The organism is Veillonella atypica KON, from assembly GCF_002959915.1.
In the GTDB taxonomy this organism is placed as follows: Bacteria; Bacillota; Negativicutes; order Veillonellales; family Veillonellaceae; genus Veillonella; species Veillonella atypica.
Genome location: NZ_PPDE01000003.1, coordinates 240,352 through 258,735 on the forward strand (window position 1 = coordinate 240,352; position 18,384 = coordinate 258,735).

At 40.4% G+C, this 18,384-nt stretch carries 20 protein-coding genes and 9 tRNA genes; 28 read left to right on the top strand and 1 reads right to left on the bottom strand.

Features of this window, described 5'->3' with window-relative positions:
* Positions 1–3 precede the first annotated feature (3 nt).
* The 28 genes from map to VAHSUH02_RS02250 all read left to right on the top strand — a co-directional run bounded on the left by map (position 4) and on the right by VAHSUH02_RS02250 (position 17,870).
* Positions 4–774 carry a type I methionyl aminopeptidase gene (gene map, locus VAHSUH02_RS02115; RefSeq protein WP_005377194.1) on the top strand — a complete coding sequence of 257 codons (771 nt, stop codon included), beginning with the start codon at positions 4–6 and terminating at the stop codon, positions 772–774.
* 22 nt (positions 775–796) lie between these two features.
* The gene (gene infA / locus VAHSUH02_RS02120) at positions 797–1,015 is read left to right on the top strand and encodes a translation initiation factor IF-1 (protein WP_005377071.1); all 219 of its coding nucleotides are present in this window, start codon (positions 797–799) and stop codon (positions 1,013–1,015) included.
* Positions 1,016–1,041: 26 nt separating this feature from the next.
* Positions 1,042–1,155, top strand: coding sequence for a 50S ribosomal protein L36 (gene rpmJ / locus VAHSUH02_RS02125; RefSeq protein WP_004695148.1), 114 nt, complete (start codon positions 1,042–1,044; stop codon positions 1,153–1,155).
* A 23-nt stretch (positions 1,156–1,178) separates the two neighbouring features.
* The gene (rpsM, locus tag VAHSUH02_RS02130; protein WP_005377185.1) at positions 1,179–1,547 is read left to right on the top strand and encodes a 30S ribosomal protein S13; all 369 of its coding nucleotides are present in this window, start codon (positions 1,179–1,181) and stop codon (positions 1,545–1,547) included.
* Positions 1,548–1,566: 19 nt separating this feature from the next.
* Entirely contained in the window at positions 1,567–1,956 is a 390-nt protein-coding gene (gene rpsK, locus VAHSUH02_RS02135) for a 30S ribosomal protein S11 (protein WP_004695151.1), read from the top strand.
* Positions 1,957–2,029: 73 nt separating this feature from the next.
* Positions 2,030–3,028, top strand: a complete 999-nt coding sequence (locus tag VAHSUH02_RS02140) for a DNA-directed RNA polymerase subunit alpha (RefSeq protein ID WP_038148691.1) — start codon at positions 2,030–2,032, stop codon at positions 3,026–3,028.
* 12 nt (positions 3,029–3,040) lie between these two features.
* Positions 3,041–3,376, top strand: coding sequence for a 50S ribosomal protein L17 (gene rplQ, locus VAHSUH02_RS02145; protein WP_005377090.1), 336 nt, complete (start codon positions 3,041–3,043; stop codon positions 3,374–3,376).
* Between the two features lie 174 nt (positions 3,377–3,550).
* Entirely contained in the window at positions 3,551–4,414 is an 864-nt protein-coding gene (locus VAHSUH02_RS02150; RefSeq protein ID WP_005382778.1) for an energy-coupling factor transporter ATPase, read from the top strand.
* The gene (locus VAHSUH02_RS02155; protein WP_005381679.1) at positions 4,414–5,274 is read left to right on the top strand and encodes an energy-coupling factor transporter ATPase; all 861 of its coding nucleotides are present in this window, start codon (positions 4,414–4,416) and stop codon (positions 5,272–5,274) included. The genes VAHSUH02_RS02150 and VAHSUH02_RS02155 overlap by 1 nt, the downstream gene beginning before the upstream one ends.
* Positions 5,264–6,064, top strand: coding sequence for an energy-coupling factor transporter transmembrane component T family protein (locus VAHSUH02_RS02160; protein WP_005382780.1), 801 nt, complete (start codon positions 5,264–5,266; stop codon positions 6,062–6,064). The genes VAHSUH02_RS02155 and VAHSUH02_RS02160 overlap by 11 nt, the downstream gene beginning before the upstream one ends.
* The gene (gene truA, locus VAHSUH02_RS02165; RefSeq protein WP_005382782.1) at positions 6,064–6,849 is read left to right on the top strand and encodes a tRNA pseudouridine(38-40) synthase TruA; all 786 of its coding nucleotides are present in this window, start codon (positions 6,064–6,066) and stop codon (positions 6,847–6,849) included. The genes VAHSUH02_RS02160 and truA overlap by 1 nt, the downstream gene beginning before the upstream one ends.
* 141 nt (positions 6,850–6,990) lie before the next feature.
* Positions 6,991–8,742, top strand: coding sequence for a 2-oxoacid:acceptor oxidoreductase subunit alpha (locus VAHSUH02_RS02170; RefSeq protein WP_005381704.1), 1,752 nt, complete (start codon positions 6,991–6,993; stop codon positions 8,740–8,742).
* Position 8,743: 1 nt separating this feature from the next.
* Entirely contained in the window at positions 8,744–9,616 is an 873-nt protein-coding gene (locus VAHSUH02_RS02175; RefSeq protein WP_005382786.1) for a 2-oxoacid:ferredoxin oxidoreductase subunit beta, read from the top strand.
* Between the two features lie 228 nt (positions 9,617–9,844).
* Positions 9,845–11,677 carry an MAG1210 family protein gene (locus VAHSUH02_RS02180; RefSeq protein ID WP_005382788.1) on the top strand — a complete coding sequence of 611 codons (1,833 nt, stop codon included), beginning with the start codon at positions 9,845–9,847 and terminating at the stop codon, positions 11,675–11,677.
* Position 11,678: 1 nt separating this feature from the next.
* The gene (locus tag VAHSUH02_RS02185; RefSeq protein ID WP_038148694.1) at positions 11,679–12,398 is read left to right on the top strand and encodes a LemA family protein; all 720 of its coding nucleotides are present in this window, start codon (positions 11,679–11,681) and stop codon (positions 12,396–12,398) included.
* A gap of 36 nt (positions 12,399–12,434) precedes the next feature.
* The gene (locus VAHSUH02_RS02190) at positions 12,435–13,781 is read left to right on the top strand and encodes an MATE family efflux transporter (protein ID WP_005382797.1); all 1,347 of its coding nucleotides are present in this window, start codon (positions 12,435–12,437) and stop codon (positions 13,779–13,781) included.
* A gap of 62 nt (positions 13,782–13,843) precedes the next feature.
* Entirely contained in the window at positions 13,844–14,731 is an 888-nt protein-coding gene (locus tag VAHSUH02_RS02195) for a prephenate dehydrogenase (RefSeq protein WP_005382798.1), read from the top strand.
* Between the two features lie 11 nt (positions 14,732–14,742).
* Positions 14,743–15,780, top strand: a complete 1,038-nt coding sequence (locus tag VAHSUH02_RS02200; RefSeq protein WP_005382800.1) for a nicotinate-nucleotide--dimethylbenzimidazole phosphoribosyltransferase — start codon at positions 14,743–14,745, stop codon at positions 15,778–15,780.
* A complete protein-coding gene (locus VAHSUH02_RS02205) occupies positions 15,777–16,880 on the top strand; it encodes a nicotinate-nucleotide--dimethylbenzimidazole phosphoribosyltransferase (RefSeq protein WP_005382802.1) in 1,104 nt (367 codons plus the stop codon). The genes VAHSUH02_RS02200 and VAHSUH02_RS02205 overlap by 4 nt, the downstream gene beginning before the upstream one ends.
* A gap of 266 nt (positions 16,881–17,146) precedes the next feature.
* Positions 17,147–17,221 (top strand) — tRNA-Gly (locus tag VAHSUH02_RS02210).
* Positions 17,222–17,226: 5 nt separating this feature from the next.
* Positions 17,227–17,302: transfer RNA gene (locus VAHSUH02_RS02215), tRNA-Asn, on the top strand.
* A gap of 5 nt (positions 17,303–17,307) precedes the next feature.
* Positions 17,308–17,383: transfer RNA gene (locus VAHSUH02_RS02220), tRNA-Lys, on the top strand.
* Positions 17,384–17,388: 5 nt separating this feature from the next.
* Positions 17,389–17,463: transfer RNA gene (locus VAHSUH02_RS02225), tRNA-Glu, on the top strand.
* 4 nt (positions 17,464–17,467) lie between these two features.
* Positions 17,468–17,543: transfer RNA gene (locus VAHSUH02_RS02230), tRNA-Val, on the top strand.
* 3 nt (positions 17,544–17,546) lie between these two features.
* Positions 17,547–17,621 (top strand) — tRNA-Gly (locus VAHSUH02_RS02235).
* Positions 17,622–17,628: 7 nt separating this feature from the next.
* Positions 17,629–17,704: transfer RNA gene (locus VAHSUH02_RS02240), tRNA-Asn, on the top strand.
* Positions 17,705–17,716: 12 nt separating this feature from the next.
* Positions 17,717–17,791: transfer RNA gene (locus tag VAHSUH02_RS02245), tRNA-Glu, on the top strand.
* A 3-nt stretch (positions 17,792–17,794) separates the two neighbouring features.
* Positions 17,795–17,870: transfer RNA gene (locus tag VAHSUH02_RS02250), tRNA-Val, on the top strand.
* A gap of 129 nt (positions 17,871–17,999) precedes the next feature.
* On the opposite strand, the gene VAHSUH02_RS02255 is transcribed toward VAHSUH02_RS02250, so the two are convergent.
* On the bottom strand, positions 18,000–18,323 hold the full coding sequence (locus VAHSUH02_RS02255) for a YnfA family protein (RefSeq protein ID WP_005382300.1): 324 nt from the start codon (positions 18,321–18,323) through the stop codon (positions 18,000–18,002).
* Positions 18,324–18,384: the final 61 nt, after the last annotated feature.

Below are 18,384 nucleotides of genomic sequence, written 5' to 3' on the forward strand. Positions count from 1 at the left end.
TCCATGATTATTTTGAAATCTGCCCATGAAATTGAATGTATCCGCAAGGCAAGCAAGCTTACAGCAGACACGTTGTCCTTGTTAGTAGAAAAGGCTAAACCTGGCATCACGACGCTTGAGTTAGATACAATTGCCGAAGAATATATTCGCAGCCACGGTGGTATACCAAGTTGTAAAGGGTACTATGGGTTCCCTGCTACAATCTGTGCTTCTATCAATGAAGAAGTTGTTCATGGTATTCCGAGCGCTAAGCGTAAGCTTAAAAACGGTGATGTCCTCAGTATTGATCTTGTAGCATCTATTGATGGATATCACGGCGATTCGGCTGTGACAATTCCAATTGGTCATGTCAAACCAGATGTGATGAAATTGTTAAAAGTAACAGAGGAAAGTCTGTTCAAGGGAATCGAACAAGTGAAAGTTGGCAACCATATCGGTGCTATCGGTCACGCTGTTCAAACGTATTGTGAGAAACATGGTTACGGTGTCGTTCGCGACTTCGTTGGTCATGGTTTAGGCCGTGAAATGCATGAAGATCCACAAATTCCAAATTATGGTAATCCGGACCACGGTCCTGTGATGAAACCAGGTATGGTATTGTGTATTGAACCAATGATTACATTAGGTTCTTATAAAGTTCGTGTGTTGGGTGATGACTGGACGGCAGTTACCATTGATGGTAAACCAGCTGCTCATTTCGAACATACAGTGGTTGTTACAGAAAACGGCCCTGAAATATTAACCATGCGTGATGAACCGCGGTTAATTAAATAAACAGGTAACCGGAGGAAAAAATATGTCAAAAGAAGACGTTATTGAGGTGGAAGGTACGGTAGTAGAAGCATTACCTAATGCTATGTTCCAAGTAGAATTGGAAAATGGTCATGTGGTATTAGCTCACGTGTCAGGTAAAATGCGTATGAATTTTATCCGTATTCTTCCTGGTGATAAAGTTACTATGGAACTGACACCATATGACTTAAATCGTGGTCGCATCACCTATCGCTTTAAATAAGCATAGGGTCCACAAAGGAGGTACTAATGAAGGTTCAACCATCAGTTAAAAAGATATGCGAAAAATGTAAAATCATTAAACGCAAAGGCCGCGTAATGGTTATTTGCGAAAATCCAAAACATAAACAAAAACAAGGATAATCTGATAGGAGGTGGAGATTTAAATGGCACGTATCGCCGGTGTAGATTTACCTCGTGATAAACGAGTGGAAATTGGTTTAACTTATATTTATGGTATTGGTCCTACTTTAGCAGACGAAATTCTAGCTAAAACTGGTATCAATCCTGACACACGTGTTCGCGATCTTTCTGAAGATGAAGTAGCGAAAATTCGTGAAGTGTTAGATGCTGATTATAAAGTAGAAGGTGACCTTCGTCGTGAAGAAGCACTTAACATTAAACGCTTGATTGAAATCAACTCCTATCGAGGCAAACGTCATCGTATGGGTTTACCACTTCGTGGTCAACGTACTAAAACGAATGCACGTACTCGCAAAGGTCCTAGAAAAGCAATTGCTGGTAAAAAGAAATAAGATAAAGGAGGGATAAAGCGTGGCTAAAAAAGTTGTTAGAACAAAAAGAAAAGAAAAGAAACATATTGAATCCGGTGCGGCTCATATTCGTTCTACATTCAATAACACTATCGTAACTTTGACAGATACAAACGGTAATGCGTTGTCTTGGGCTTCCGCTGGTGGCTTGGGCTTCCGTGGTTCCCGTAAATCCACTCCATTCGCTGCTCAAATGGCTGCTGAACAAGCTGCTAAAGCTGCAATGGAACATGGTCTTCGCACTGTTGAAGTATTTGTAAAAGGTCCTGGATCCGGCCGTGAAGCTGCAATTCGTGCTTTACAAGCTGCAGGTCTTGAAGTTACTTCCATTAAAGACGTAACTCCAATTCCTCACAATGGTTGTCGCCCTCCAAAACGCCGTCGTGTATAATATATAGACGGCCGTTTTGACGGCCGTGCTATAATTAAACTAAGAACGTGTGTTATATAGGAGGATGTTCCTGATGAGCGAAGAAAAGAAACTTAAAATCGAGAAAGTGGACATCGCCGAAGGCGGTCGCTATGGTAAATTCGTATGCGAACCATTAGATCGTGGCTATGGTATCACTCTCGGTAATAGCTTGCGCAGAATTTTGCTTTCATCCTTGGATGGGGCAGCTATCACCTCTATCAAAATTGATGGGGTTCTTCATGAATTCTCTACTATTCCTGGTATCCGCGAAGATGTTACGGATATCATCCTTAACTTAAAGCAATTGTGCATTAAGCTTGAAGAAGATGCAGAATGGCCATTGGAAGTTCACTTTGATTTCCAAAAGGATGGTGTATTAACAGCTGCTGATTTGGCTGAACAATTTCCAACAGAAGTAGAAGTATTGAATCCAGAGCTCGTGATTGCGACAATGGATGAAACAGCTCATTTAGTAATGGACGTAGTAATCGAACGTGGTAAGGGCTATGTTCCTTCTACTAAGAATAAAAAGGATACAGATGTTATCGGTTGCATTCCAATCGATTCCATCTTCTCCCCAATTCTTCGTGCTAAATACGAAGTGAGTGATGTTCGCGTAGGTAATGAAATGGACTTCGACAAACTTACATTAGAAGTTTGGACTGATGGTTCCATTACCGCTGCTGATGCAGTGGCAAAATCTGCTGCCATTATGATTGGTTATTTAGGGAACTTCACTAAATTAGCGCACTCTACAAGTGTTGTTGAATTAGACGATCAAAATCTTGAAGGTGATGTAGTTGATCCTACTCCTCAAGATGTTCAAGAAGATGATGGCCCAGCTAAGATTTCCATCGATGAATTGGAACTCTCTGTTCGTGCGTACAACTGCTTGAAACGTGCTGGTATCAACACAATTGCAGATTTGCTAGACAAAACCATTGATGACTTAGGAAAAGTTCGCAACTTAGGTAAAAAATCTATCGACGAAATCGCTGAAAAACTCAGCAACCACCCAGGTGGATTTAACCTTAAGCAAAAAGGCGAATAAGGAGGAAGACGAATGTACAGAAAATTAGGCCGCGATAGCTCCGCTCGTAAAGCGTTGTTCCGTAGCATGTTAACATCTTTCTTCCAATATGAGCGTATCGAAACTACTGAAGCTAAAGCGAAAGAACTTCGCTCTTTGGCTGATCAAATGGTAACTTTGGCTAAACGTGGTGATCTTCATGCACGTCGCCAAGTTCTTGCATACCTCATGGATGAAAGCGTAGTAAAAAAATTGTTTGATACAATTGCTCCAAAATATGCAGACCGTCAAGGTGGTTACACTCGTGTAATCAAAACTGGTCTTCGCAAAGGTGACGCTGCACCTTGCGCTATTATCGAGTTAGTTTAATCAAACTCATACGGTGTTGTAACTTCGGTTGCAACACCGTTTTTTTATTGTCAATTTTATGGTACAATCGACTAGTACAAATATCGTTATATAGTAGCAGTTATCGTAGTGATGGAAGATTAATTGTTAACTTTCACATAAAACGAAATTGACTAGAAAGATACGAGGCTATTCATGAAATCAAACGAAACAATGATTGAGGTCAATCATTTAAGCCATTTATATGTTGATGAAAATGGTAATGACGTGCGTGCCCTAGATGATGTGAGTCTTACCATACGGCGCGGCGAATTTGTGGCCATTATAGGTACTAACGGCAGTGGTAAAAGTACATTGGCTAAGCATTTTAATGTGTTATTGCAACCTACAGCGGGAAATGTTACCGTATGTGGTTTTGACACATTAAATGATGAACATATCTGGAATATTCGCCAACATGTGGGCATGGTATTCCAAAATCCAGATAATCAAATCGTAGCAGCTGTGGTAGAAGAGGATGTAGCATTTGGTCCAGAGAATTTGGGCGTACCTAGTGCTGAAATTCGTAAACGTGTTGATGACGCTTTGGCTGCAGTAAATATGACTGAATATGCGGAACATGGTCCGCATTTATTATCTGGAGGTCAAAAGCAACGGATTGCCATTGCTGGTGTACTTGCTATGAAACCAGATTGTATCGTACTAGATGAACCTACTGCTATGTTGGATCCAAAAGGGCGTTTAGAGGTTCTTGAAACAATTCATAGACTCAATAAAGAAGAAGGTATTACCATTGTAATCATTACCCATTTTATGGAGGAAGCGGTAACCGCAGACCGTGTTGTGGTTATGAAAAATGGCGTTAAATTACAAGAGGGAACACCGCGTGAAATATTTACTCAAGTGGCTACGCTAAAAGATTTAGGCTTAGATGTACCTGTTGCAGCTGAGGTTGCATCGAAACTCATTCAAAAGGGCGTAGATATCCCTAATGATATCATTACTAATGATGAACTTGGTGATGCATTAACGACGTACTATGCGAAGGAGGCACACTGATGGCTATTGTATTAGATAATATTACCTATACCTATGGTGTGGGTACTCCTTTTGAGAAAACAGCGTTGAAGGGCATCTCAGTGACCATTGAAAATGGTGAATTTCTTGGCATTATTGGACATACTGGATCGGGTAAATCCACATTTGTACAACATCTCAACGGTTTATTGCATCCTACGACTGGTAAAGTGACGGTCAATGGTGTGGACGTAAGTGAAAAAACTGATGAAGCAAAACATATGCGTCATAAGGTAGGCATGGTATTCCAATACCCTGAACATCAACTTTTCGAGGAAACGATTGCCGAAGACATTGCATTTGGGCCAAAAAACTTAGGCCTTGATGCAGAAGAGGTGGACCGTCGAGTGCGTGAAGCTATGGCCTTTGTAGGTCTGGATTATGATACTTATGCTGAACGTTCTCCGTTTCATTTATCTGGCGGTCAAATGCGCCGCGTTGCCATAGCTGGTGTAGTGGCGATGGAACCGGATTTCCTTGTACTCGATGAACCTTCTGCAGGCCTTGATCCATTTGGGCGTGAAGAAATCTTTGATGAAATTATTAAATTACATAAGGAAAAAGATGTAACAGTCATCCTCGTATCTCATAATATGGAAGATATTTCACGCATGGCGAATCGTCTCATTGTATTAGATAAGGGTCAGATTGTACTGGATGGTAAACCGTTAGATATCTTTAATCATCATCGCCATGTATTACAACAGGTTGGCGTAGATGTGCCACCTGTGTCCGTATTGATCGAATTATTGCGGAACCGAGGCCTTGATGTATCAAACGAAGTATTAACCGTAGATGATGCTGTACAAGCTATTCTAGAAGGAGGTCAACATGTTAAATAATATTACAATTGGCCAATTCTTCCCTGGTAACTCGTTATTACATCGTATGGATCCACGGGCAAAAATTATAGGCACTACTATTTTCGTTGTTGCCATATTCTTGGCGAACACACCATTGGCATATGGCATTGTGGCGGCTTTCACCATTGGTGCTATGTTATTATCTCGTCTGCCATTACGTTTGATGTGGAATGCGATAAAACCATTATGGATTATCATTGTATTCACAATGGGGATTCATATTTTTACAACTCCTGGTAATAGCATCATCTCCTATGGCATCATTAATATTACGGATAATGGACTGGCTATGGGCTTGCAAATGGCGGCACGATTAGTATTCTTAATCTTATTCTCGTCATTGCTAACCTATACGACATCACCTATACGGCTGACAGATGGCATTGAACATTTACTAAACCCATTCCGCCGCATCGGTGTGCCGGCTCATGAACTAGCTATGATGATGACCATTGCATTGCGTTTTATTCCTACCTTGCTTGATGAAACGGATCGTATTATGAAAGCCCAATCGGCTCGTGGTGCTGATTTTGTAACAGGTTCGATTATTCAGCGAGCTAAAAATATGGTGCCTCTCTTAGTGCCATTATTTATTAGTGCATTCCGCCGTGCTGATGAATTGGCTATCGCTATGGAAGCACGTTGCTATCGCGGCGGTGTCAATCGTACGCGTATGAAAGAACTCAGCATTACATGGGTTGATTATGTAGGCTTGGGAGCCGTGTTTATTGTAACGGCTATCTTATTACTCCTATGGTGGTTAGGATAATGCGGAATATACGATTAATTGTGGCCTATGATGGTACTGATTTAGCGGGTTATCAGAAACAACCTGCTGATAAGGGGATTACTGTTCAAGGGGCTTTGGAAAAGGCATTATCTATTATTTGTGCTGAACCAATCCAAATTTATGGTGCATCGCGTACCGATGCGGGTGTACATGCACGCTTTCAAGTCTGTGCATTTCAAACATCGGGATCCATACCGGTAGAGAATATTCCACGGGCGACGATTGCCCATTTGCCAAAGGATATCGTTGTAACAGAGGCTATTGAGATACCATTAGATTGGAAACCTCGTCATAATATTTTTGGTAAGGAATATATTTACTCCATTTATAATCGTGAAATTGCAGACCCTATGGGGCAGCGGTATCATTGGCATGTAAAGAAATCTCTAGATGTTGAAGCCATGCGTCAAGCAGGTAAAGCTCTTGAAGGAACGCATGATTTTTCTACATTGAAAGGGGCTAATACGACACCGGTGGATCCGGTAAAAACCATTTATGCCATCGGTATTAAAGAGAATGCAGGGCGTATCGATATTTCTGTTGTGGGTGATGGATTTTTATATCATATGGTTCGAAATATAGCAGGCTTATTAGTGGACATTGGGCTGGGCCGAAAATCAGTGGCCCAAATTCCTGAATTATTGGTCGCAAAGGATCGTAAGCGAATTGGAAAAACAGCACCGGCTCAAGGCCTAGTATTAGAGGAAATTTTCTTTACTACTGATAGACTACATGCGGTAATAGAACGTATTAAAGAAGAATAATTATGAAATGTTACATTGTAAAACGTCTACTATACATGTTACAATTGCACTATGAGACAGGTTTATTACTTAGCTGTAATTAATATACATAGGGTAGACTCTTGTCAGCATTGTAATTATATCCTAAGGAGGGTGAATCTCTTGCAAAAACGTAAAGATTTTATCTGGAAAATGGGTGGACAACAAGGTGAAGGTATCGAGAGCTGTGGCGAAATCATGGCTACAATCCTTGCAAAAGAAGGATATTCTCTATATAGTCAACGTTTGTTTGCATCCCGTATCAAAGGTGGTCATACTACCTTCGCATTGCGCGTTGCATTAGAACAAGTTATGTCCATTGGTGAAGGCGTAGACTTCTTGTTAGCTCTTGACCAAGAAACTGTTGATATGCATGGCGTTGAAGTGCGTGATGGTGGTTATATCATCTGCGATAGTAAAGTAAAACCAGATTTTTCTAAATTTGAAGGTTCCAAAGTTAACTGCTTATCCTTGCCAATCTCTGAAACGGCAATGAAACAAGGTTCCTTGTTGATGCGTAATATCGTAGCACTTGGTATGTCCGTAGCGCTTCTTGGTTTCGACACTAAGATGTTTAAAGATGCAATCGCTGCAAAATTTGCGAAAAAATCCCAAGAAATCGTGGATAAAAACTTGGCAGCTTTTGATGATGGTCATAGCCTTGTAATGGAAAAATTAGGTGATGTAGAAATCGATACATTACCAGCTCCTGGTAAGAAAGATCAAATGTTCTTATTAGGTAATGAAGCATGTGCTCTTGGTGCTATTGCAGCAGGTTCCCGTTTCATGGCATCCTATCCTATTACTCCAGCATCTGAAGTAATGGAATACATGATTAAAAACATGGATAAATTAGGTGCTACTATCGTTCAAACAGAAGATGAAATTGCAGCTTGTATGACTGCTATGGGCGGTGTATATGCAGGTGTTCGTGGTTTCACTTGTACTTCTGGTCCTGGTCTATCCTTGATGGCAGAATCCTTGTCTATGGCATCCATGGCAGAACTTCCTATGGTTGTTATCGACGTACAACGTTCCGGCCCATCCACAGGTATGGCTACAAAGGTAGAACAATCCGATATTGATGCGGCTTGCTACAACGCTCATGGCGATTATGCAGGTATCGTTATTTCTCCAACATCCATCGAAGAATGTTTCTACGAAATTCAAAAAGCTTTCAACTTGGCAGAAATGTATCAATGCCCAGTTATCTTTATGCCGGACTTACAACAAGGTTTGAATAAACAATCCGTTCCTACATTCGACTTGAACCGTGTACCTATTAATCGCGGTAAAATGATGAAGGAAGCTGACCTTCCTGAATTGGAACAACCTAACTACTTCAAACGCTTTGAATTGACAGAAGATGGTATTTCTCCTCGTACGATTCCTGGCATGAAAAATGGTCTATTCCTTTCTACAGGTCTAGAACATAATGAAGAAGGTAAACCAGCAGAAGCGCCTACAATGCACGTAGCGCAAACTGATAAACGTTTCCGCAAATTGGAAACTGTAGCTGATAACTATGAACCATTCTTGAACAATGCAAAATACGATGAAGCTGATGTACTCGTTGTAGGTATGGCTTCTAGCCGTGGTGCTATCGAAGAAGCAGTTGCTGAATTCGATCAAGAAGGCGTTAAAGTTAACCATTTACAACTTCGTTTGATTAAACCATTCCCTGCAAAACAATTGCAACCATTCATGGATGCAGCTAAAAAAGTTGTTATTGTAGAACATAATGCAACAGGTCAATTGACTAACCTATTCAAAATCAACATGCATAAGAAATCCAAAATTTCTAGCTGCTTGAAATATGATGGTAATCCATTCACAAAATCATATGTGAAAAATGCAATTAAGGAGGTCCTATAATATGACAACAGCTAAAGATTACAGAAATGATATTCGCCCTAACTGGTGTCCTGGTTGTGGTCATTATGGGGTACAAGCTGCCATTACTGATGCAGTAGTAGCAAAAAATATTCCACCTGAAAAATTGGCAGTTATCTCTGGTATCGGTTGTTCTAGCCGTATCGGTGGTTATTTCTATGCATATGGTGCACATACAACTCATGGTCGTGCGCTTCCATACGCTCAAGGCGTTAAACTTGCTAACCAAGACTTAGAAGTTATCGCTTGTTCCGGTGATGGTGATGCGTTCGCTATCGGTATGGGTCATACTATTCATGCTTTCAAACGTAATGTAAACATGACATATATCGTTATGGATAACCATGTTTACGGTTTGACTAAAGGTCAAGCATCCCCTCGTTCCGATATCGGTTTTGTTACAAAAACAACACCTCGTGGGGCCTTTGAATCACCATTGTCCGTTTGTGAAACTGCTATCGCTGCAGGTGCTACATTTGTTGCACAAGGTTATATGATTAACCGTGCTGAACTCGTTGATTTGATTCAACAAGCTATGGACCATGAAGGCTTCTCCTTCATCAACGTATTTAGCCCATGTGTTACATACAACAAACACAATAGCTATGACTGGTTCAAAGAACATTTGACTAGCTTGCCAGAAGGATATGATCCAACAGACCGTGCGACTGCACTTAAAACATTAGGTGAAACACAAGGTTTGGTTACTGGTCTTATCTATCAAGATACGACTAAACCTTCCTTTGAAAAAGCTATGGCCGCTGTTAATGGTGGTACACATCCACGTCCATTGACTGAAGATGTTGTTAAACCTGATCAAGCATTATTTGATAGCCTTTGCAATCAATTTAAGTAAGTTTAACTTAACATATATCGTGTTCTGATATAGGTCCCCTCTTTACTGACTACTATGTAAAGAGGGGATTTTCATTTTATTACTTTTCGGTTAGTGATAATTACTTTACGGAGTTTTTCTTAACTGATATACTAATTTTAATTTAAGTTATTTATAATTAAACATAGGTATAGTACCTGCTAGACGTATTTTAACTATTACAGCCATAAGATAGAGGGGTAGAGTAACGTGTCGAATGAATATAATGAAGCATTACTAGAACCACTAAAGTATTACAGAGAAAGTCTTAAGGATACATTCCAAGGTATTACAGAAGATTATTTTCAAGATTTGGTAAATCAATCACAGGTTGATATTAATAAAAATAAAGACTTAATCGATAAGTATACGAATGTTTCGGAGAATCGAAATCAGTCTAACAGTACATATAAACGATTTGGTATTGTACGAATTATCGATTTCATTGTGGGCATAGGCGCACTTATTTATGGTGTGTATCAGTTTTCACAACCGCAAATGGATATTCTATCCATCGTTATATGTATCGCTATTATAGTCTTATGCATAGGGCTGTATGTATATTGGATTCGACCTAATCGTAAGAGCCTCGAAGAGAAACTGAATGATTTAGATGCAACGCTAAGTCAAATGCGTGAGGACGGCTATGAAATGATGGAGCCTCTAAATGAATTATTTCATAGTGAAATGACCGCAGAACTTATAAAAAAGGCGATTCCCTTTATTCATCTAGATTCCAATTTTAATATGGAACGTTATGAACAGCTCGTTAAAGATTATGGCTTTTTAGAAAAAGATGATGTAAATCGCTCTACATTGGATATTACTTCCGGAGATATTTTAGGAAATCCTTTTGTGTTTATTAAGCGTATTATCCATTGGATTGATGATTATACATATGAAGGTACTCGTGAGGTCGTCTATACAGAAGAATATATAGATTCTGATGGCAATACAAAAACTAGAGATGTAAGTGAAACACTTCGTGCCACTTTAAAACGACCTGGTCCATATTATGCGGATAGAATATCCTTGGTATATGGTAATCATGCAGCACCGAATTTAATATTCCATAGAAGACCACCAGAAAAAGGTTTATTTAATTTTGGAGGTGCGAAGATTCAACTGGCAAAACGCATTGCAGGGCTTAGAAAGAAAAGTGAAGATGCCTTAGAAGATGGTGGAAACTTTCAGGCGTTGGCAAATGAAGAGTTCGATGCACAATTTAATGCATTAGACCGAAATAATGAGGTCGAGTTCCGCGTGTTATTCACCCCATTAGCACAAAGTAATTACAAAGATATTTTTGAGAATTCTCCCTATGGTGATGACTTTGTTTTCAATAAACAATGTAAAATCAATGAAATTTTAACTGATAACTCTATGGATTGGAATTTCGATACCGTACCATCACAATACTATGATTTCTCCTTTGAAAAGATTAAAGAGAAATTCATTAATTTTAACTGTAGCTATTTTGAGCATATGTATTTTTCATTTTTGCCAGTCTTAGCAATTCCTGTATATCAACAAATGGCTTCTACTGATTATATTTATAAGAAATCTTATGATTTTAAATATAATGATTACATTACAGAAATGCTCGCGAATAAGATGAACCTTGGGTTATTTATTCCTCCTGATGCAACGCAGAGAAGTAATGTAAAAACATTGCTAAAAACGAGTCACTATAAAAAAGAGGCAGATTCGGAAATTATCAAGGTAGATGCTTATTCGTATAGGACTATTGAGCATGTGGATGAGGTTCCTGTTACAGCAGGTAATGGTAGAACCTATTATGTACCAGTTAAGTGGAATGAATATGTGCCGGTTACAAAGCATGAACTTATTGAAGTAGCAGAAGTAGATACAGTTGACGATGATTTCAAGCGTATTAAAGAATTGAATCATTACCAACGATCCGAAAATAACAAAAATGGTTCCTTTGCCTATGGACATTTTATGGTAGGGAAACTCTATAAAGATAATCAGTCTCTAGTAGACTTATTACATACGATTTTTGAACAAAATGGAGGTAAGTAAAATGGCTAATCAACTTGATGAAATGACCCCAGAGATTATGGCAGAAGGCAGAGATGTACATGTTATTGCTAAGGTGATTCCCGTAGAAACCAGTGGTTTTGAAAAACTGATACCTACGATTTTAATGGCTATCGGTGTAATTGCTATCGTTTTAGGGATAGTGATTGACAAGTACCTCATATCTGCTATAGGTGTGGTTGTACTTGTTTATCCTTGGTGGCGATTAAAACAAATTAGTTCCGAATTTAATATGATGGAACAACGAATTCAAAATGCAGCATCTGAAATTGATAACTATATGGAACAACGGGTTGTTATTCTTTCTAATGCGGCTAAACTTGTAGAAAAATCTATCGAAGTAGATAAAGACATTCTTGTGGATATTGCAAAGTATAGAAGTGGTAATTTTAGTGAAGAATCTAGAAGCGATGTAAATGCTCAGCTTAATAAAGCGACGAGAGCATTAAATGTAGCTATAGAAAATTATCCAGAATTGCAAAGCCAAGATACAATTCGCGATGCGATGCAACAAAATTCATATTTGCAAAAAGAAATTACAGCTGCTAGAACGTTATATAATGATGCGGTAAATACGTGGAATCGAGAAATATTCGATTTCCCATTCAAAAAAATTGTAGCTGCTAAAGAAGGTAGAACCACAAGAATTCCATTCATAGCAGATCAAGAGACTAAAGAAAAAGCAAAAGGTGTTTTCTTTTAGTTGATAAAGTTTGATGCGTAATATAAAGGGGATACTATGAAAACATATGAAAAAGGCATTAGCTTGTCTATTTGGACCTTAAGCTGGCCTATATTTATCGAAGTATTCCTGCAAATGCTCGTCGGCAATATCGACCAACTGATGATGAGTCATTACTCGCCACAGGCGGTAGCCGCTGTAGCTAATGCGAATCAAATTTTAAATATTTTTATCATGCTCATCGTTGTTATGAGCACTGCCACGACGATTTTGATTGCCCAATACTTGGGTGCTCGAAATCAGTCAAAGTTATCAGAGGTTTGTACCGTTAGTTTAGTGCTAAACTTTGTATTCTCCTCTGTGGCGGCGGTGTTTTTCATCACTTGCCATGAATGGATTTTTACATGGCTTGGGATACCACCAGAAACGATGGGGGATACATCGTTATATACGACTATTGTAGCGGCAGGATTACCAATACAGGCCATGTACTATGCATTGGTTGCCGTATTTAGAGGCCATTCGTTGACGCGTATTACCATGTATGTGGCACTCGTTATGAATATTATCCATGTAGGAACGAATTATATTCTAATTTTCGGTCATGGCCCGATACCGAGTCTTGGTGTACTCGGTGTATCTATTTCTACGTGGCTTTCAAAGGTAATTGGCCTTCTTATCATCGTATATCTGTTCAAGACACTGTTGCAGTTGCAGGTTAGCACGTCTTATTTAAGACCCTTTCCTTGGCATACGGTTAAATCCTTGCTCCATATTAGTGTGCCATCTGGCGGTGAAACATTGAGCTATCAATTATCGCAAACGACGATTATGAAGATGGTCAATATTCTAGGGTTAACTGTGATTAATACGAAGGTTTATGTATATGTCATCGCCATGTTGTGTTATGTGTATACCATAGCCTTATCAAATGCATCGCAAGTTATGGTAGGATTCTTGATGGGCGCTAAACGGCAAGATGAAGTAACGAATCGCGTGTGGCATTCTATGTTTTTAGCCATCGCTATCAATGTAGGATTGGCAACGTTCTTTTATATAACGAGTGATACGGTTCTATCTGTATTTACAACGGATCCTGAGATTTTATCCTTAGCCCATAATGTGCTCTTGGTTGAGATTTTCCTTGAACTAGGGCGGGCGGTCAATATCGTTATGGTCGGTTGTTTACAGGCCGCAGGTGATATTCGTACCCCAATGCTAGTTGGTATCTTTGGCATGTGGTTATGTGCTGTGCCATTATCGTACCTATTTGGTATTTATTGGGGCTGGGGCCTTGTAGGCATATGGATTGCTATGGCTGCTGATGAGATTTTACGAGGTGTATTGTTTATCTATCGCTGGTATAGCGGAAAATGGAAAGAAAAACGTCTTATTGAGGTGTAGTGGTATAGTTTGTTTGCGTTTCTATATTGGAGATATAGGGACGCTTGTGAAAGTAGGTTTATATGAGTAAAACCGTAGGTATCATTGGGTTAGGTTTGTTGGGTGGTTCGTTGGCAAAGGCTTTGAAAGCCTATACAGATTATGATGTAGTAGGGTATGCACGCCGACAAGAGGTATGTGATGCAGCATTACAAGATGGGGTAGTATCCCAAGCTTGGACCGAGGTAGAGCCACTCATTGAATATTCGGATATCGTAGTGTTTTCCTTGCCGCCAGATACTAATGCTCGACTTTTTACAGAGGTGGCTCATCTGTTTAAACCAGGTCAGGTGGTAACAGATGTATCCAGTGCAAAGGAAAATTTTGTACGTGCCGTGTATGAATCTATTCCAAAGGGAACCTTTTTCGTATCTGTTCATCCTATGGCGGGATCTGAAAAGGGCGGCTATGAAGTGTCTCATAAAAACCTATTTAAAGGCATGGGGTGGATTGTATTAGAGGATAAGGCGTCTGACGTATATAATGTAGAGGTGGCTAAAGAATTGGCTGATATGGGGCGTGCCGTTGGTTCCCGTATCGAATTTGTCGATGTATATGCTCATGATGCGTATTTAGCGATGGTTAGTCATATGCCGCATCTGATAGCCGCCATTTTAACACAAGTATCTGGTGGCGATGAGCTCGGCGAATTACGTATGCGTTTATCCGCGGGTGGATTCCGTGACTGTACGCGTGTAGCCGGCGGTTTGCCATCCATGTGGCGTGAAATCATTTATGGGAATCGTCATAATGTATTAGAAGGCTTGTCTAAAATGGAAGACGAAATTCGTCGGGTAAAAGAAATACTTTCACAAGAAGACGAAGGCCAAGCCTTAGAAGACTATTTAAATAGAAGCCGAGATGTTAGAAATAAATTACCGTACTTGACGGGACAAATTAAGAATAATTAAGAGGAGTTGTTATGGGGTTACTACAAGAAACCTGCGACGCGATTCACAGTCGTAGTAAAGAGATTGAACAACATATTATTAAGAATTGGAATGATGCGTCAGATAGTAAGCAATATGGACGTCTCGTCAATATGGTGGCTCAATATGGGGCAGCTACAAATCAAAAGAATGTAACAATTCCAAAACCTTGTATGATCATTGCCTCTGCCGATCATGGCGTTGCCGATATGGGGGTTAGTGCCTATCCAAAGGAAACTACTGTTGGCATGACGCAAAACTATTTAATTCCAAAAGGGGCTGGCGCCAATTCCTTAGCCAATTATTGTAGTGCGCATATGGAAGTTATCGACATGGGCATTGATGCGGATATGAGCTGGGTCCCTGGACTGCGTTCTCATAAGTTGGGGATGGGCACAAAGAATTTTGTAGAAGAACCGGCTATGACGCGGGAACAAGCAATCGAAGGTATTGAGACGGGCATCAAATTGGTTCAAGAAAAGATGGCTGACGGGTACAATGTGTTTCTTGTAGGTGAAATGGGGATTTCCAACACGACAGCTAGTGCACTTATGACGGCTAAGTTTGCCGGTCTTACTGCAGAAGAGGCCACTGGGCGAGGCACGAATATTTCCGATGAGCGCCTTAAATTAAAACAACGCATCGTTCATGATGTATTAGTTAAATATAAGGATATCCCAAAGGACGACGCCATTGGTATTTTGGCTGCCGTAGGGGGCTTTGAATTTACATGTATTGTAGGTGTTATTTTGGGGGCAGCTGCTCATCATGGTATGGTCATCATCGATGGCTTTAATACATCTGCTTGCGCACTGGTGGCTAAAACATTGGTTCCAGCCTCCATGGATTACGTTATGGCCTCTCATTTATCTGCAGAAAAAGCGGCTAAATCTTCATTGCAAAATCTTGGATTAGAAGCCTATGTGGACTTAGGTCTTTGCTTAGGAGAAGCCTCTGGTGGCTCCGTTCAAATGGGGATGCTTGACCTTGCAGTGCATATGTATAAGTCTGTCACAGGAGGTAAGGCATGAGAGCTTTTAACATTCAACCATTAGATACGAAAGCGATGGAAACATGCCGGTATCGCATTGATAATTTAACCAAACCTATTTATAGCCTGGCTATGCTCGAAACGATAGCTGAACGATTTGCAGGCGTATTGGCGAATCCTAAACCAAATCATTTAAAATATGGTGTTCTTATAGTAGGCGCAGACCATCTTGTGGACGGTCCTCAAAATGTTGAACATGGACATACTAGTTTAAATGCAATAAAACGATTTAATGAAGGTATGAGTGCTACGCAAGGGGCGGCATTTAAATTACAAGCACCGGTTTACGTTGTTAATATTGGCTTAGAACAAGATACAAAACATTTGGCGAATATTGATTCTCGAGTTATTCGTAATGGGTCCCACTTCTTTGGCGTAGAACCTTCTATTAGTTATGATGAATTGGAACAGGCGCTTGAAATGGGCTTTGGTTATGCGGATAAATTACATGAAGCAGGCCTACAAGTGGTGGCCTTAGGTAATATAGGTGAACGCACATTTCTTGATGCGTTGGTTACGACCGCTACCATTACAGGCGCATCATACGAGACTTTATTGACAGAATTTGATAATGGACCTACCATTGCACAGCGTGCTGTACACATCCATTCGTTTGTAGATCCATTTGATATTACTGTAGATGATTGGTCTGTTTTATCTGAAAGCGACCGTCGCACTGCGCTATTGCGTTTGCTTCATGTAGTAGGTGGCCTCGATATTACTTTCTTAACAGGCTTTATCTTAGGTGCTGCTAGTCATCGTATGGCTGTGGTATACGATAATGCACTAACTGGTGCTGCTGTACTCGCAGCAGTGACGATGGAACCATTGGTGAAAGACTATGTTTTCTCATCCGCTGTTTACGATGATCCTATTCATAAGGAACAATGTCGTTTTTTAGATGTAAAACCTCCATTACATTATGATTTACAAATCGATGAAGGCTTAGGCTCTACAATGGGGCTATCTATCGTAGATGCATCTATGCATATGTTAAATGACATGAAAACATTCGTAGAAGCAGAGGTTCGTGCCGCTGAGGATGGTGCCGGTAAAGGTAGACAAGAAGATATTAAATAATGATAGAGAGGACTTCATGATATATAGTTCCTTTACTTAAGAAATAGTAATGAAACTATATATTTGAAAGTCCTCTTTTATATGTTTGTTGTAAATCAGGTAGATTTGTATCATATAGATTTCGTATTATTTTTATAGGAAATTCATTGAAAAACCATTGACACTATATGTGTAAATTGATATTATTATAAGGCAGTCAGAACTGACCTGGTTTAGTTCTTGACTAACAGAAGGTAATTATGATATAGTAATTATCGGTTCTGTATGCGGGAATAGCTCAGCGGTAGAGCACCGCCTTGCCAAGGCGGGGGTCGCGAGTTCGAATCTCGTTTCCCGCTCCATACATTCCTCGATAGCTCAGTTGGTAGAGCAATCGGCTGTTAACCGATCGGTCGTAGGTTCGAGTCCTACTCGGGGAGCCATTCATGACTCACTAGCTCAGTTGGCAGAGCACCTGACTTTTAATCAGGGTGTCCCGCGTTCGAGTCGCGGGTGAGTCACCAACTTTGGCCCGTTGGTCAAGCGGTTAAGACACCGCCCTTTCACGGCGGTATCCCGGGTTCGATTCCCGGACGGGTCACCAATATGGACGATTAGCTCAGCTGGGAGAGCGCCTGCCTTACAAGCAGGATGTCGGCAGTTCGATCCTGTCATCGTCCACCATATGCGGGAATAGCTCAGCGGTAGAGCACCGCCTTGCCAAGGCGGGGGTCGCGAGTTCGAATCTCGTTTCCCGCTCCACTAATGTTCCTCGATAGCTCAGTCGGTAGAGCAATCGGCTGTTAACCGATCGGTCGTAGGTTCGAGTCCTACTCGGGGAGCCAATTTCATATCATGGCCCGTTGGTCAAGCGGTTAAGACACCGCCCTTTCACGGCGGTATCCCGGGTTCGATTCCCGGACGGGTCACCACATGGACGATTAGCTCAGCTGGGAGAGCGCCTGCCTTACAAGCAGGATGTCGGCAGTTCGATCCTGTCATCGTCCACCAAGCTAAAGCAGTTATCTTCGGATAACTGCTTTTTTGTGTTATAAATTCAGATGTGTGCAGTACAAATACAAAAAGCGACACCATGTGTCGCTTTCAGCATAGTTATTAATATCATATTGTGTATGAAATTTATCGTGGTGCATACATGATGATATATACACCTACAAGGCAAACTAGACCGCCGATAATATCGTACATGTCGGGGCGCAATCCATCGACAAACCAGCCCCATAGAATGGAGAGTGCAATAAATACGCCGCCGTATGCAGCATAGACCTTGCCAAAACTGGCCTCTGGTTGAAATGTAGGAATTATACCGTACAAGATTAAGATAATGGCGCCTGCTAGTAGATATAGAGGACTTTTATCATCGCGTATGTAGAGCCAGACGAGATATCCACCGCCAATTTCAGCGATACCGGCTAATAAAAAATAGAATATAGATAATAACATATATACCTCACAATGATTATAAATCTCATATTAGTGTATCATGGTTATTGTACCCTGTCAG